This window comes from Georgenia sp. X1117 (assembly GCF_057784635.1).
The window spans coordinates 1,343,101-1,356,457 of sequence record NZ_CM173492.1; the positions used below are offsets into that span (position 1 = coordinate 1,343,101).

Here is a 13,357-nt window from a genome sequence, read left to right on the forward strand (position 1 = left end):
TCGGGTCGTGGTGAGGGCAGTCCATGTCCTGCCCCGGTGCGACGATGGGCGCATGGCTGACAACCTCCTGGCCCCCGACCCCGTCCACCTGCCCGCCGACGGGCCCGACGACGACGCGCGCCGCGCGCTCGAGGCCGGCACCGACCCGCGCGAGGTCGCCGCCACGCACCCCGCCTCCTCCCTGGCCTGGGCGACGCTGGCCCGTACCGCACTGGAGCAGGACCCGGTGGCCTCCTACGCCTTCGCCCGCACCGGCTACCACCGTGGGCTCGACGCCCTGCGCAAGGGCGGCTGGCGCGGTCAGGGGCCGGTCCCCGCCACCCACGTGCCCAACCAGGGCGTCGTCCTGGCGGTCCTCGCGCTGCGCGAGGCCGCCCGCGCCATCGGGGAGGACGCCGAGGTCGAGCGGCTCACCGCCCTGGTCGACGACTTCGACCCCCGCGCCGAGGCGCACCTGTCCGGCTCGTGAGCGCGGCCCCGGGCCCGGACCGCCCGCTGCCGGCCACGGCCGCCGCCACGACGGCGGAGCAGCCGTGGCCCGTGCGCCTGCTCTCGCAGAAGATCGCCGACTACGTGGCGCGGATGTCCGCGCTGTGGGTCGAGGGCCAGCTCGTCGAGGTCAACCGTCGTCCCGGGGCACGCACCACCTTCCTCACGCTGCGCGACACCGACGCGGAGATGTCCCTGCGCCTGTCCATCCCGGCCCGCCTCCTGGCCGAGGACGTCGCCGCGGGCGCCCACGTCGTCGTCCACGCCAAGCCCTCCTTCTGGACGAAGAACGGCAGCCTCAGCCTGTGGGCCGACGAGCTGCGTGCCGTGGGCGTCGGCGGGCTCCTGGCCCGGATCGAGGCGCTGCGCAAGGTCCTCGCCGCCGAGCGGCTGTTCGACGACGCCCGCAAGCGGCCCCTGCCCTTCCTCCCGCGCGTCGTCGGGCTGGTGTGCGGGCGGAACGCCAAGGCCAAGGACGACGTCCTGACCAACGCCCGCGCCCGCTGGCCGGCGGTGCGCTTCGAGGTCCGCGAGGTGGCCGTGCAGGGCGTGGACACCGTCCCCGAGGTGAGCGCGGCCCTGGCCGAGCTCGACGCCCATGAGGAGGTCGACGTCATCGTCGTCGCCCGCGGCGGCGGCTCGGTCGAGGACCTCTTCCCCTTCTCCAACGAGGCGCTCGTGCGGGCGGTGGCCGCCTGCACCACACCCGTCGTCTCGGCCATCGGGCACGAGGGCGACTCCCCCCTGCTCGACCTCGTCGCCGACGTGCGCGCCTCGACCCCCACCGACGCCGCCCGGCGCGTCGTGCCCGACTTCGCCCGGGAGAGCGCGGGCGTGGCCGACGCGCGCGCACGGGTGGGCCAGGCGGTACGGGCCCGGGTCGAGCGCGCCGCCGCCGACCTCGAGGCGCTGCGGGCCCGCCCGGTGCTGGCCCGCCCCCAGAGCATGCTCGAGGGCCCCACCGCGGAGGTCGACGCCCTGCGCGGGCGCGCCCGCGCGGCCCTGGACGGCCGGCTCGCGGCGGCGGCCGCCGACCTCGCCCGCGGGCACGGCAGCCTCGTCGCGCTGTCCCCGGCGGCCACCCTCGCCCGTGGGTACGCGGTGCTGCGCCGCCGCGACGGCGTCGTCGTCCGCGACCAGGCCGAGGTGAGCCCCGGCGACCGGCTCGAGGCGATCCTGCACGCGGGACGCCTGGGGGTGGAGGTCGTCGCCACCCGCGAGGTGTAGTTGACTGACCCGGTGAACGTCCGCATGCAGCACCCCGACTCCATCGACCCGCGCCGCGAGCTGCGTACGCAGGGCGCCGCACCCGAGGACGGGGACGCCGCCCCCGAGGGCGAGGGGCCCGCGACCGGGACCGCCGACCCCACCGAGGGCGTGGCCGAGCTCAGCTACGAGCAGGCCCGCGACGAGCTCGTCGCGGTGGTGCGCCGCCTCGAGTCCGGCGAGCTGCCCCTCGAGGAGGCCCTCGACCTGTGGCGCCGCGGGGAGGCCCTCGCCGACCGCTGCCAGTCCTGGCTCGACGGCGCGCGCCGCGCCCTCGACGAGGCCCGCGCCACCTCGCAGGACGAGGAGCCGGGCGAGGAGGGCCGTCCGTGAGCGCCGTCCCCGCGCCCTCGCCGACGCCGGCCGAGGCCTGGGCGCGCCTGCGTCAGGGCAACCTGCGCTTCGCCTCCGACACGATGGACCACCCCGACCAGTCGGCCGCCCGCCGCACCGAGGTGTCCACCGACCAGAAGCCCTTCGCCGTCGTGCTGGGCTGCTCCGACTCGCGCGTCGCCGCCGAGCTGGTCTTCGACCAGGGCCTGGGCGACCTGTTCGTCGTCCGCACCGCCGGGCAGGTCCTCGACACCACCGTCATCGGCTCGATCGAGTACGGCGTGGGCATCCTCGGCATCCCGCTGGTCGTCGTCCTCGGCCACGACTCCTGCGGCGCCGTCGGCGCGGCCGTCAAGGCGCTGGAGACCGGCCGCATGCCCACCGGTTTCGTGCGCGCCGTCGTCGACCGCGTCATCCCCTCGCTCGTGACCCGGGCCGTGCTCCCCGGCGAGCAGGCCCAGGACCCCGCGGCGGGCACCGGCGAGGGCGACGACTTCCGGCTCGCCCTGCCCCCGGCGCACGCCCTGCGCCGCCAGCACGTGCGCTCGACCGTGGAGATGCTCGTCGACTACTCGGCCATGGTGCGTGACGCGATCGCGGCGGGCGAGACGGCGGTGGTCGGCGTGGAGTACACCCTCGCCGAGGGCACCGCGATGCTCGTCGACGCGGTCGGCGACGTCGGGGAGGCCCCGCTCGCCCCCACCGCCCCGGCGCCGGCCTGAGGGCCCCGGCGCCGGGGGTCGGCGGGGACGGGGCCGCTCAGACCTCGTAGTTCTCGAGCAGGTCGGTGACCAGGGCGGCCACCGCCGAGCGCTCCGAGCGGGCGAGGGTGACGTGGGCGAACAGGTCGCGCCCCTTGAGCGCCTCGACCACCGCGGCGATGCCGTCGTGGCGGCCGACCCGCAGGTTGTCGCGCTGGGCGATGTCGTGGGTGAGGACCACCCGCGAGTTCTGCCCGATGCGCGAGAGCACCGTGAGCAGCACGTGGCGCTCGAGGGACTGGGCCTCGTCGACGATGACGAAGGCGTCGTGCAGCGAGCGGCCCCGGATGTGGGTCAGCGGCAGCACCTCGAGCAGGTTGCGGCCCATGACCTCCTCGACCACCGCCGAGTCGACGACGGCGCAGAGGGTGTCGAACACGGCGTCGGCCCAGGGGTTCATCTTCTCGGCCTCGGTGCCCGGCAGGTAGCCCAGCTCCTGGCCGCCGACCGCGTACAGCGGCCGGAAGACGAGGATGCGCTTGTGCTCGCGCCGCTCGAGGACCGCCTCGAGGCCGGCGCACAGCGCCAGCGCGGACTTGCCCGTGCCGGCCCGGCCGCCGAGGGAGACGATCCCGACGTCGGGGTTGACCAGGTGGTCGATGGCGATGCGCTGCTCGGCGGAGCGCCCGCGCATCCCGAAGATCTCCCGGTCCCCGCGCACCAGGTTCAGCCGCCCTCCGGCGGAGGTGCGCGCCAGGGCGGACCCGCGCGGCGAGTGCAGGACGACGCCGGTGTTGACCGGCTGGTCGGCCAGCTCACCGGGGGTGGCCAGGTCCTCGACGACGAGCTGCTCGTCGGACCACAGCTCGGCCATCTCCGACTCGGTGACCTCGGCGGTGGTCATCCCGGTGTAGCCGCTGTCGACGACCTGCCCGGCCCGGTACTCCTCGGCGTCGAGCCCGACCGCGGAGGCCTTGACCCGCATCGGCAGGTCCTTGGAGACGACGGTGACCGCGTGGCCCTCGGCGGAGAGGTTGGCCGCGACGGCGAGGATGCGGGTGTCGTTGTCGCCCAGGCGCAGGCCCGAGGGCAGCACCTGGTCGTTGGAGTGGTTGAGCTCCACGCGCAGCGTGCCGCCGTCCTCGCCCACGGGGACGGGCCGGTCGAGGTGGCCGTGGCGCACGCGCAGGCCGTCGAGCAGGCGCAGCGCGGCGCGGGCGAAGTAGCCGAGCTCGCTGTGGTGGCGCTTGGCCTCGAGCTCGGTGACCACGACGACCGGCAGCACGACGTCGTGCTCGGCGAACCTCAGCACCGCGCGCGGGTCGGACAGCAGGACGGAGGTGTCGAGGACGTAGGTCCGCAGCGCGGTGCCCTGGGGCTCGGAGACGCCGAGCTCGACGGCGACCTCGCTCCCGGTGCTGACGGCGTGCTCGGACGTGGTGTGCTCGGCAGAGGTGGTGCTCACGTCGTGCTCCCTCCGGCGCAGGTGCGCGGGTCAGGCTCCTCGGCCCGGCGCCAGGCGCCGGCCGCGGACTCGGGGCGAGCGGCCGGCCCACGAGGACCGGCCGGCCCCCGTCGTGCGCAACGTGTGCGCCATGGGCGACCTCCCGGAGGACGGCGGGCATGCCGTCCGTCACCACCGAACGTACGCCGCGCCCGACCCCGGGGGCGCGCGCCACGCAGGCGCGTCGCCCGGGTTCGACAAGTGTTCACGGAGCCGACACACATGTGACACGCGCGACACGCTCCACCGTCGTCGGGAGAGCCGTTCGTCGCCGCTCGGAGTGCGGCGGTTCCCGCCGGGAGAACGGTCCGTGGTCGTCAGCGGCCGAGGCGGCGCTCGCGGTGGGAGAAGTCGCGCAGCGCGCGCAGCAGGTCCACCCGCCGGAAGTCCGGCCAGTAGGTCTCGCAGAAGTACAGCTCGGAGTGCACCGACTGCCACAGCAGGAACCCGCCGAGGCGCTGCTCGCCGGAGGTGCGGATGAGCAGGTCGGGGTCAGGCTGCCCCGAGGTGTACAGGTGCCGCTCGATGTCCGCGACCGTGAGGTCGGTGGCCACCGACTCCAGGTCGGCCCCCTCGGCGGCCTTCGCCCGCAGGTGCGCGCGCACGGCGTCGGCGATCTCCTCGCGCCCCCCGTAGCCGACGGCGATGTTGACCACCAGCCCGTCCCCGGTCGGGGACGCGGCGGCGCGCAGCCGCTCGGCGATGTCCTCGGGCAGCAGCCCCAGGGAACCGACCAGGCGCACGTTCCACCGCGCCGTCGCGGCGATGGACGCCACCGAGCCGACGATGATCTCCAGCAGGTCGGCGACCTCGGCGGGGTCGCGGCGCAGGTTGTCCGTGGAGAGCATCCACAGCGTGACGACGTCGACGCCGACCTCCTCGCACCAGGCGAGGAGCTCGTGGACCTTGTCCGCCCCCCGCCGGTGCCCGTCCGCGGTCTGCGCCCCCACCGACCGCGCCCAGCGGCGGTTGCCGTCCAGCATGACGCCGACGTGCCTGGGCATCCGCGAACGGTCGATCTCACCGAGCAGGCGGCGCTCGTACAGCGAGTACAGCACGTCGCTGGAACGCACCCTTCACCTCCAACCGTCGCCGCGGTCGCGGCGTACGTCGCAGCGTAGCGACCGACGGCGCCCCCCCCGGTCACCTCGGGCCGACCAGGACTCCCGCCACAACCTACACAGGTGTAGGTTGTGGTCCATGAGCACCGGCACGGACACCCCCCTCCCCGCCCGTCCGCCGACCGACGACGCCCTCGACACCCGCACGGACGCCCCCCTTCCCCGCGCCCCCAAGCCGCGCCTGCGCGGCTGGATCCATCTCGTCACGACCCCGGTCGCCCTCGTCGTGGGCCTGGCCCTGGTGGTCGCCGCCCCCACGCTCGAAGAACGCATCGCCTGCGCGGTCTTCGCCCTGTGCGCCGTCCTGCTGTTCGGGACCTCGGCCGTCTACCACCGCGGGACCTGGGACAGCCGCCTGGAGACCCTCCTGCGGCGGATGGACCACACGAACATCTTCCTGCTCATCGCCGGCACCTACACGCCGCTGGCGGTGCTGCTGCTGCCGACCCGGACGGCCACCATCCTGCTCTCGGTGGTCTGGGGCGGCGCCCTGCTCGGCACGCTGGGGCGGCTGTTCTGGCTCTCGGCGCCCCGCTGGGTCTACACCCCCGTCTACGTGGCCCTCGGCTGGGTGGCGGTCTGGTTCCTGCCCGACTTCTGGCGCAGCGGCGGCCCGGCGGTGGTCTGGCTCGTCATCGCCGGCGGGCTCGCCTACACCCTCGGCGCGCTCGCCTACGCGCTCAAGCGGCCCAACCCCGTGCCCGGCACGTTCGGCTTCCACGAGATCTTCCACGTCGGCACCGTCCTGGGCTGGGCCTGCCACGCCGGCGCGGTCGCGCTGGCGACCCTGGGCTCCTGACTCCCCGCGGACGGGCCCCGGCCCACTAGGGTCGGGAGTCTTCCGATCGCGACAAGGAGCTCACCGTGGCCGACGACCCGTCCTGGACCACCCCGCCCGCCGCCCTGCTGCGGCCGGGGCCCGACTTCGACCTGGCCACCATGGACCGGGACGCCACCCCCGGCTTCGACGGCGACAAGGCCGACGGCAAGGCGCTGACCGCCGAGCGCGGTGTGCTGCTCTCCGAGCTCCAGGAACGCCTGTTCGCCGAGGGACGCTCCGGCGGGGAGCGCTCGCTGCTGCTCGTCCTGCAGGGGATGGACACCGCGGGCAAGGGCGGGATCGTGCGCCACGTCATGGGCATGGTCGACCCGCAGGGCGTGGCGCTGCGCTCCTTCGGGGTGCCCACCGAGGAGGAGAAGCGCCACAACTACCTGTGGCGGATCCGCCGGGCGCTCCCGCCCGCCGGCCGGATCGGGGTCTTCGACCGCTCCCACTACGAGGACGTCCTCGTCGCGCGCGTGGACGGCCTGGTCGAGGAGGAGGTCTGGCGCAAGCGCTACGCGGAGATCAACCGCTTCGAGCGCACGGTCGCCTCCCGCGGCACCACGATCATCAAGGTCGCCCTCATGATCTCCAAGCAGGAGCAGGGCCTGCGCCTGCTCGAGCGGCTCGACCGGCCCGACAAGCACTGGAAGTACAACCCCTCCGACGTCACCACCCGGAAGAAGTGGGACGACTACCAGGAGGCCTACGCCGACGTCTTCGAGCGCACCAGCACCGACGTCGCCCCCTGGCACGTCATCCCCGCGGACCGGAAGTGGTACGCCCGCCTGGCCGTCACCGAGCTCCTCACGCAGGCGCTCATCGACATGGCCCCCACCTGGCCGCGACCGAGGTGGCGGGTGGAGACCCAGCGCAACGCCCTGCTGCGGACCATGGACCCCGACACCGTGCCGCCCACGGAGGAGCGGCTCGAGGTCGTCGCCGAGTCGGTGGCCGAGGAGCAGGCCTTCGCCGCCGCCGTCGCGGCCGTCGACACCACGGAGCCCGAGGACCGGGCGGCCACGACGGACGACGACGGCAAGGACGAGAAGAAGGCGTCCAGGAAGAAGGACAAGAAGAAGGACAAGGGCAAGAAGGGCGACAAGAAGAAGTCGGGCAAGAAGGGCGGCAAGAAGGGCTCGAAGAAGTCCGGCAAGGACTGATCACTCCCGGCATCACGCGCCCGGTGAAGGAGATCACGCGATCGGCGGTCCCGATCGTGTGATCTGCTTCAAGACGTGCCCATTATCCAGTGATTGCCCTACCTTTCCCCGCCCCGGCACGAGAGCATGAGCGCAGGCGCGCCGCAGGGGCGCGCCGGCCCCCCAGGAGGACTCCCGTGCTCATCACCGACATCCCCGCCGACACCGACGTCCAGGCGGCCGACATCATCGCCGTCGAGCTCGACGGCGCCGCCAGGTCCGCCGCCGACCAGAGCCCGATCGCCCTCGTCGAGCTCGACCCGGACCCGGCCGACCTGCCCCGGCCCACCGCCGACGGCACCACGGCGTCGCCCGACAACGGCAAGGGCAAGCCCGGCAAGATCGGCTGGCGTCCGGTCTGGCCGTGACCCGCTCCGGCCACCTCGGTGGCCGGTAGCCGTCACCCCTGAGGCCGCCCGGACCGCGCCCCGACCGTCGACCTGACGGGCCGGGGCCCGGTCCGCTCAGCGCCCCTCGACCGGCCCCTCGGGAGCGTCCGCCCGTCCCTCGGACGCGTCACCGTCCTCGTCCGACGGCGACGCCGCGCGGGCGGCCGCCTCCTCGGCGGCGCGCAGGCGCGCGCCCTGGTCGACCCGCCGCATCTGTCGCACGACGAAGAAGCCGAGCACGACGACGGCGGCCGCGAGGGCGAAGAAGGCCCAGAAGCCCGCGATCCCCGGGGAGACGTCCCACGGCTGCAGCTCGCCGGTGGGGGTCTCCGCACCGGCGCGCAGCGCGCCCGCGAGCAGCGGCTGCGTCATCGGGCGGTCCGGTCGTGGCCGTGCCCGGTGCCCACCGCGTCGGAGTCCGCGGCGGAGGCCAGGTCGGCCCCCACGGTCACCACCGGCGCGCCCGCGGGCAGCCCCTCGGGCACCACCGAGGCGAAGAGGTCCTCCTCCACCCCCCGGGAGACCGGCACGCGCGCGAGCACCAGCTCGAACTCCTCGACGGGCCAGACCTCGGCCTCGACGTCGCGCGGGACCGAGAAGAAGAAGCCGTCGGGGTCGATCTGGGTGGCGTGGGCGCGCAGCGCCGCGTCCCGCGCGCCGAAGTGCTCGGCCACGTGCACGCGCGCGGTCGCCGGCCGCGCCTCGCGGCCCATCTGCTCCTCGCGCTCCCGGCGCCGCTCGATCCACTCGCCGAAGGGCGACTCCACCCCGCGGGCCAGGAGCTCCTCGTGGACGGCGGTGATCCGGCCGCCCGAGAAGGAGACGTCGTAGTACATCTTCTGCACCGCCCACGCCGGGCCCGCCTCGGGGAACTGCTCCGGGTCGGCGGCGGCGTCGAAGGCGAGCATGGCGATCTCGTGGACGCGCACGTGGTCGGGGTGGGGGTAGCCGCCGTTCTCGTCGTAGCAGGTCATCACGTGCGGGCGGAACTCGCGGATCTGCGCCACGAGGGCACCGACGACGACCTCGTCCGGCTCGAGCGCGAAGCAGCCCTCGGGCAGCGGCGGCAGCGGGTCGCCCTCGGGCAGGCCGGAGTCGACGAAGCCGAGCCAGACGTGCTCGACACCCAGGGCGGCGGCCGAGGCCGCCATCTCCTCGCGGCGCAGCTTGGCGAGGTTGGTCTCGACCGACTCCACGCCCTGCAGCCTGGGGTTGAGCACCGAGCCGCGCTCGCCGCCGGTGGCGGTGACGACCTGCACGCGGTGGCCCTCGGCGGCGTACCGCGCCATCGTCGCGGCACCCTTGGACGCCTCGTCGTCGGGGTGGGCATGGACAGCCATCAGTCGCAGGGGACTGGAAGTCACGGTGGTGCTCCTCATCGCTCTCGGGCCGCCGGGCGCGGCCCGTGCGACCCACGGTCGTCGGGGACAATGGTCTCCCACCGGGGCCCGCGCGCGCGAGCCGCGCCCCCGGTCCGGACCGAGAAGGAGAGCGACGGCATGGTGGACGGCCCGACCGCAGGACCGCGCGCGGGCGCGGGGGACCCCGACGACGCGCCCCACGCCGACCTGATCGCCCGCCGGTACGGCAGGGGACGCGCCGGCGCCGGGCGGCGTGCGCAGTGGCTCGCCCCCCTGCTCGGTGCGGTCGTGCTCGTGGCCGGGGCGACCGGCATCGCCCTGTACCAGGGGCGCGGTCCCGACGTCTCCGTCGAGCACGTGGGCTACACGGTCGTCTCGCCCGCGCAGGTCGAGGTGCGGTTCGTCGTCGTGGCGGACCCGGGGACCGAGGTGGTGTGCACGCTGCGGGCGGTCAACACTGACTTCACCGAGGTGGGTGCGCGAGAGGTCCGGCTGGGCCCCGTGGACGAGCGGCGCACCGCCGGCCTGGAGACCGTCACCACCTCCGAGCGGGCCGCCTCCGGGCATGCCGAGTCCTGCCGGGCCGCCTGAGCCCCGCGCCGGCACTCAGCCGACGCGGACGCCGGAAAGACGGGCCTGCGGCGCTCCCCGGTGCTAGACTCGCCTTTTCTCTCACCGCCCGGACCCACCTGGGGCCGGGCGGTTTCCGTCCGTCGCCACGGCGACGGGCACCAGCACACGACGTAAGGAGCCGTGATGTCTCAGCAGACCGGGACCACCTGGTTGACCCAGGAGGCGTACGACCGTCTGAGCGCCGAGCTCGAGCAGCTCTCCGGGCCCGGCCGCCAGGAGATCGCCGAGCGGATCGAGCAGGCCCGCTCGGAGGGTGACCTCAAGGAGAACGGCGGGTACCACGCCGCCCGCGAGGAGCAGGGCAAGCAGGAGGCCCGGATCAACCAGCTCACCGCGCTGCTGCGCAACGCGCAGGTCGGTGAGCCGCCGGCCGACGACGGCGTCGTCGAGCCGGGGATGGTCGTCACCGCGAAGATCGCGGGCAAGGAGCGCACCTTCCTGCTCGGCTCGCGCGAGGCGGCCGACGGTCTCGACGTCGAGGTCTTCTCCGAGTCCTCGCCGCTGGGCCAGGCCCTGCTGGGCAAGAGCGCCGGGGAGTCGACCTCCTACGAGGCGCCCAACGGGGCGACCATCTCGGTCGAGCTCGTCACGGTCACGCCCTTCGCCCCCTGAGCACCGCCGCGCCGCATGCTGCGGGCCCGGTCGCCCTCCGGCGGCCGGGCCCTTGGCATGTCCGCCCCCGGCACGGGATCAGTGCTCGCGCACGTCGATGCCGGCCTCGGCCAGCGCGGCGCGGATCTGCTCGCCGTGCTCGGGCCCCTTGGTCTCGAGCTCGACGGCGATCTCGACCTCGTCGACGGCCAACCCCGGGGCGGTGCGCGAGTGCTCGACGGAGGCGACGTTGGCGCCCACCGAGCCGAGCCGGGACAGGATCGCGCCGAGGGAACCCGGGGCGTCGGGCACCCGCACCCGCAGGGAGACGAACCGGCCGGCCGCGGCCATGCCGTGGCGGACGACCCGCAGCAGCAGGAGCGGGTCGATGTTGCCCCCGGAGAGCAGGACCACCGTCGGTCCGTCGGCGAAGTCCTGCGGGCGGGCGGACAGGGCGGCGATCCCGGCCGCCCCGGAGGGTTCGACCACCAGCTTGGCCCGCTCGACCAGGAGCAGCAGGGCGCGGGAGATCTCCTCCTCCGCCACGGTGCGCACGTCGTCGACCAGGGCATGGACGATCGCGAAGGGCACCGAGCCGGGCCTGCCGACGGCGATCCCGTCGGCCATCGTGCGCACCTCCTCCAGCGGCACCGGCTGTCCCTGCGCCAGCGAGGTGGGCCAGGCCGCGGCGTTCGCCGCCTGCACCCCGACGACGCGCACCCCCGGTCGGACGGCGGCCACGGCGGCGGCCACCCCGGCCAGCAGCCCGCCCCCGCCGGTGGGGACGACGATGGTGGCGACGTCGGGGACCTGCTCGAGGACCTCGAGACCGAGGGTGGCCGCGCCGAGGACGATGTCCCGGTGGTCGTAGGGGTGGACGAAGGTGCGTCCCGAGCGCGCGCAGGCCTCCTCGGCCGAGGCCAGGCACTCCATGAGGTGGCTGCCGGTCAGCTCGACCTCGGCCCCGTAGCTCCGGGTGGCCTCGACCTTGGGCAGCGCGGCGTCGGCGGGCATGTAGATCGTGGCCGGGATGCCGAGCTCGCGGGCCGCGAGCGCGACGCCCTGGGCGTGGTTCCCGGCCGAGGCCGCGACGACGCCGCGCCGGCGTTCGTCGCTGCCGAGCCGGCTCAACCGCACCGCCGCCCCGCGGATCTTGAACGACCCGGTGCGCTGCAGGTGCTCGGCCTTGAGCAGCACCGGCGCCCCCGTGCGCGCCCCCATCGACGAGAAGCTGAGGACCGGTGTCTCGTGGGCGATGCCGCGCACGATGTCGCGCGCGGCCGTCAGCTCGGCCAGGGTCGGCAGGCCCGGCAGGTCGTCGACGGCACTCATGCGGCCCCTCCCCCGCCCCCGGGGCGGTCGTCGCCGGGGTCACGCGCCCCGGAGGTGCTCGTACCCGTGCCGCCGCCCGGCGCCCCGCCCCGCGCCCCGCCCGGCGAGACGGGCGCGGCCGGCGAGACGTGGCCGGGGGCGTCGTCGCGGAAGGCATCGGCGAAGGGCTCGTCCTCGGCCTCGTCCGCCGTCGGGGCGAGCTCGAGGAGCGTGGCCGGCGGCCCGCCGGGCCGGTGGTAGTCCCGGTCGAGGTGCGGCTGCGGGTCGCGGCCCGAGAGGTAGAGGCCCACGGAGTTGACCACCGCGACGATCGGCACCGCGAACAGGGCCCCGACCAGCCCGGCGACCGCCGTGCCGCCGGCGACGGCGAGGAGCACGGCGATGGGGTGCACCTGCACCGCCCGGGACTGGATCATCGGCTGGAGCACGTGGCTCTCGATGAACTGGACCAGCAGCACCGCACCGAGCATGGCGAGCGCGATGTAGATGCCGGAGTCGACGACCGCCACGAGCACGGCGACGGTGCCCGAGATGAGCGCACCGATGATGGGGATGAACGCCCCGAGGAAGACGAGGATGGCGATCGGCAGGGCGAGCGGGACGCCCAGCAGCGCGGCGGCGACGCCGATGCCGACGGCGTCGATGAAGGCCACGATGATCTGCCCGCGCGTGTAGCCGCTGACGGTGAACCAGGCGCGCACCCCGGCCTCGTGGATGGTCGTGCGCGCCCGGACGGGCATGAGCCGCACCACCCAGGACCACAGCGAACGGCCGTCGGCGAGGAAGAAGAACGTGCAGAAGATGGCGATGAAGAACCCGGCGAAGACCTCCGCGACCGAGGAGGTCACCGACACGACGCCGGTGGCCAGCGACTCGGAGTTGTCCTGCAGGGCCTGCCCGGCCTGCTCCATCGCGTTGTCCAGCGCCGTCTGGTCGATCCCCAGCGGTCCGGTGGCGAGCCAGCTGACGAGCTGGTCGACGCCCTGCAGCGCCTGGTCGGCGAGCTGGCGGAAGCCCGAGGCGATCGACTGCCCCGCGAGCACCAGCAGCCCGGCGATGAAGACCAGCAGGAGGACGAGCGAGGACAGCGACGCGATGGTGCGCGGGAAGTGCAGCCGGCGGCGCAGGAAGGTGGCCACCGGGGCCAGGAGCACCGAGAGCAGGATCGCCACGAGCAGGGAGACGGCGACGACCTTGAGCTGGACGAGCAGCCAGCCGATGATCGCCGCCGCGACGCAGATGGCGATGAAGCGCCAGGACCAGGCGCCCAGGGCGCGGATCGTCCACGGCACGGTGCGCTCGGGCGCGGCCATGTGCTCGTCGTCGGCGTGGGCGGCGCCGGCGTCGACGTCACCGGCGACGAGCCCGCCGGCCGTCCGGGAGTACAGGTGGCCCTCCACCACGTGCTCGCCCTCCCCCGCGCCGGGGGCGGGTCCGCCGGGCCCACCCGTCCCGTCCGGCTCCCCGGAGCGCGCCGCGGCCAGGGCCGCCGAGGCCCGCCGTCCGGTCGCCCCGAGCGCGTTGCGCAGGGATCGGGAGAATCGGGGCATCGCCGTCCTTCGGCCGTGGTGGTGGGGTCTCCCAGACTAGGTGAGGGAAGGTCCGCGGTGCG

14 protein-coding genes and 1 pseudogene are annotated in these 13,357 nt (G+C 74.8%); 9 read left to right on the forward strand and 6 right to left on the reverse strand.

All coding sequences use genetic code 11. From position 1 onward, the window contains the following. Positions 1-52 precede the first annotated feature (52 nt). The 4 genes from AC3D3D_RS06050 to AC3D3D_RS06065 are packed head-to-tail and all read left to right on the forward strand — an operon-like array spanning position 53 to position 2,810. Positions 53-469: a DUF3151 domain-containing protein gene (locus AC3D3D_RS06050; protein WP_463662656.1), complete on the forward strand. Its 417-nt coding sequence runs from the start codon at positions 53-55 to the stop codon at positions 467-469. Beyond that, positions 466-1,716, forward strand: coding sequence for an exodeoxyribonuclease VII large subunit (gene xseA, locus AC3D3D_RS06055; protein WP_463662655.1), 1,251 nt, complete (start codon positions 466-468; stop codon positions 1,714-1,716). The genes AC3D3D_RS06050 and xseA overlap by 4 nt, the downstream gene beginning before the upstream one ends. Positions 1,717-1,728: 12 nt before the next feature. Continuing rightward, positions 1,729-2,088 carry an exodeoxyribonuclease VII small subunit gene (locus AC3D3D_RS06060; RefSeq protein WP_463662654.1) on the forward strand — a complete coding sequence of 120 codons (360 nt, stop codon included), beginning with the start codon at positions 1,729-1,731 and terminating at the stop codon, positions 2,086-2,088. Further along, a complete protein-coding gene (locus AC3D3D_RS06065) occupies positions 2,085-2,810 on the forward strand; it encodes a carbonic anhydrase (protein WP_463662653.1) in 726 nt (241 codons plus the stop codon). Before AC3D3D_RS06060 ends, AC3D3D_RS06065 begins: the two co-directional genes overlap by 4 nt. Positions 2,811-2,847: 37 nt before the next feature. On the opposite strand, the gene phoH2 is transcribed toward AC3D3D_RS06065, so the two are convergent. Next, entirely contained in the window at positions 2,848-4,152 is a 1,305-nt protein-coding gene (phoH2, locus tag AC3D3D_RS06070) for an RNA 5'-3' helicase PhoH2 (RefSeq protein WP_463662675.1), read from the reverse strand. Between the two features lie 458 nt (positions 4,153-4,610). Further along, a complete protein-coding gene (locus AC3D3D_RS06075; RefSeq protein WP_463662652.1) occupies positions 4,611-5,366 on the reverse strand; it encodes an isoprenyl transferase in 756 nt (251 codons plus the stop codon). A gap of 127 nt (positions 5,367-5,493) precedes the next feature. Between AC3D3D_RS06075 and trhA the strand changes: the two genes are divergently transcribed. The 3 genes and pseudogenes from trhA to AC3D3D_RS06090 all read left to right on the forward strand — a co-directional run bounded on the left by trhA (position 5,494) and on the right by AC3D3D_RS06090 (position 7,807). Beyond that, a complete protein-coding gene (gene trhA, locus AC3D3D_RS06080) occupies positions 5,494-6,213 on the forward strand; it encodes a PAQR family membrane homeostasis protein TrhA (RefSeq protein WP_463662651.1) in 720 nt (239 codons plus the stop codon). 65 nt (positions 6,214-6,278) lie between these two features. After that, positions 6,279-7,121: pseudogene (locus tag AC3D3D_RS06085) on the forward strand (PPK2 family polyphosphate kinase); the annotation flags it as partial. 455 nt (positions 7,122-7,576) lie between these two features. Further along, the gene (locus tag AC3D3D_RS06090; protein ID WP_463662650.1) at positions 7,577-7,807 is read left to right on the forward strand and encodes a hypothetical protein; all 231 of its coding nucleotides are present in this window, start codon (positions 7,577-7,579) and stop codon (positions 7,805-7,807) included. Between the two features lie 96 nt (positions 7,808-7,903). Here AC3D3D_RS06090 and AC3D3D_RS06095 read toward each other — a convergent pair whose 3' ends face one another. Together AC3D3D_RS06095 and mca are read right to left on the reverse strand one after the other, a co-directional pair. Beyond that, entirely contained in the window at positions 7,904-8,200 is a 297-nt protein-coding gene (locus tag AC3D3D_RS06095; protein WP_463662649.1) for a hypothetical protein, read from the reverse strand. Next, positions 8,197-9,168, reverse strand: a complete 972-nt coding sequence (mca, locus tag AC3D3D_RS06100; RefSeq protein ID WP_463662648.1) for a mycothiol conjugate amidase Mca — start codon at positions 9,166-9,168, stop codon at positions 8,197-8,199. Before mca ends, AC3D3D_RS06095 begins: the two co-directional genes overlap by 4 nt. 159 nt (positions 9,169-9,327) lie before the next feature. On the opposite strand from mca, the gene AC3D3D_RS06105 reads away from it, so the two are divergent. Both AC3D3D_RS06105 and greA read left to right on the forward strand, forming a co-directional pair. Beyond that, positions 9,328-9,780: a DUF4307 domain-containing protein gene (locus tag AC3D3D_RS06105; RefSeq protein ID WP_463662647.1), complete on the forward strand. Its 453-nt coding sequence runs from the start codon at positions 9,328-9,330 to the stop codon at positions 9,778-9,780. 165 nt (positions 9,781-9,945) lie between these two features. Further along, positions 9,946-10,434: a transcription elongation factor GreA gene (gene greA / locus AC3D3D_RS06110; protein WP_463662646.1), complete on the forward strand. Its 489-nt coding sequence runs from the start codon at positions 9,946-9,948 to the stop codon at positions 10,432-10,434. 78 nt (positions 10,435-10,512) lie between these two features. Here greA and ilvA read toward each other — a convergent pair whose 3' ends face one another. Together ilvA and AC3D3D_RS06120 are read right to left on the reverse strand one after the other, a co-directional pair. Then, positions 10,513-11,745 (reverse strand): threonine ammonia-lyase, encoded by a 1,233-nt coding sequence (ilvA, locus tag AC3D3D_RS06115; protein WP_463662645.1) that lies wholly within the window; start codon positions 11,743-11,745, stop codon positions 10,513-10,515. Then, complete coding sequence (locus tag AC3D3D_RS06120; RefSeq protein ID WP_463662644.1) at positions 11,742-13,295, reverse strand: AI-2E family transporter; 1,554 nt, start codon at positions 13,293-13,295, stop codon at positions 11,742-11,744. Before AC3D3D_RS06120 ends, ilvA begins: the two co-directional genes overlap by 4 nt. Positions 13,296-13,357: the final 62 nt, after the last annotated feature.

Coding starts and splice junctions, on each gene's coding strand:
- greA (WP_463662646.1), top strand. CDS start 9,946: ATGTCTCAGCAGACCGGGACCACCTGGTTGACCCAGGAGGCGTACGAC.
- ilvA (WP_463662645.1), bottom strand. CDS start 11,745: ATGAGTGCCGTCGACGACCTGCCGGGCCTGCCGACCCTGGCCGAGCTG.
- mca (WP_463662648.1), bottom strand. CDS start 9,168: ATGGCTGTCCATGCCCACCCCGACGACGAGGCGTCCAAGGGTGCCGCG.
- AC3D3D_RS06050 (WP_463662656.1), top strand. CDS start 53: ATGGCTGACAACCTCCTGGCCCCCGACCCCGTCCACCTGCCCGCCGAC.
- AC3D3D_RS06095 (WP_463662649.1), bottom strand. CDS start 8,200: ATGACGCAGCCGCTGCTCGCGGGCGCGCTGCGCGCCGGTGCGGAGACC.
- AC3D3D_RS06105 (WP_463662647.1), top strand. CDS start 9,328: ATGGTGGACGGCCCGACCGCAGGACCGCGCGCGGGCGCGGGGGACCCC.
- trhA (WP_463662651.1), top strand. CDS start 5,494: ATGAGCACCGGCACGGACACCCCCCTCCCCGCCCGTCCGCCGACCGAC.
- AC3D3D_RS06120 (WP_463662644.1), bottom strand. CDS start 13,295: ATGCCCCGATTCTCCCGATCCCTGCGCAACGCGCTCGGGGCGACCGGA.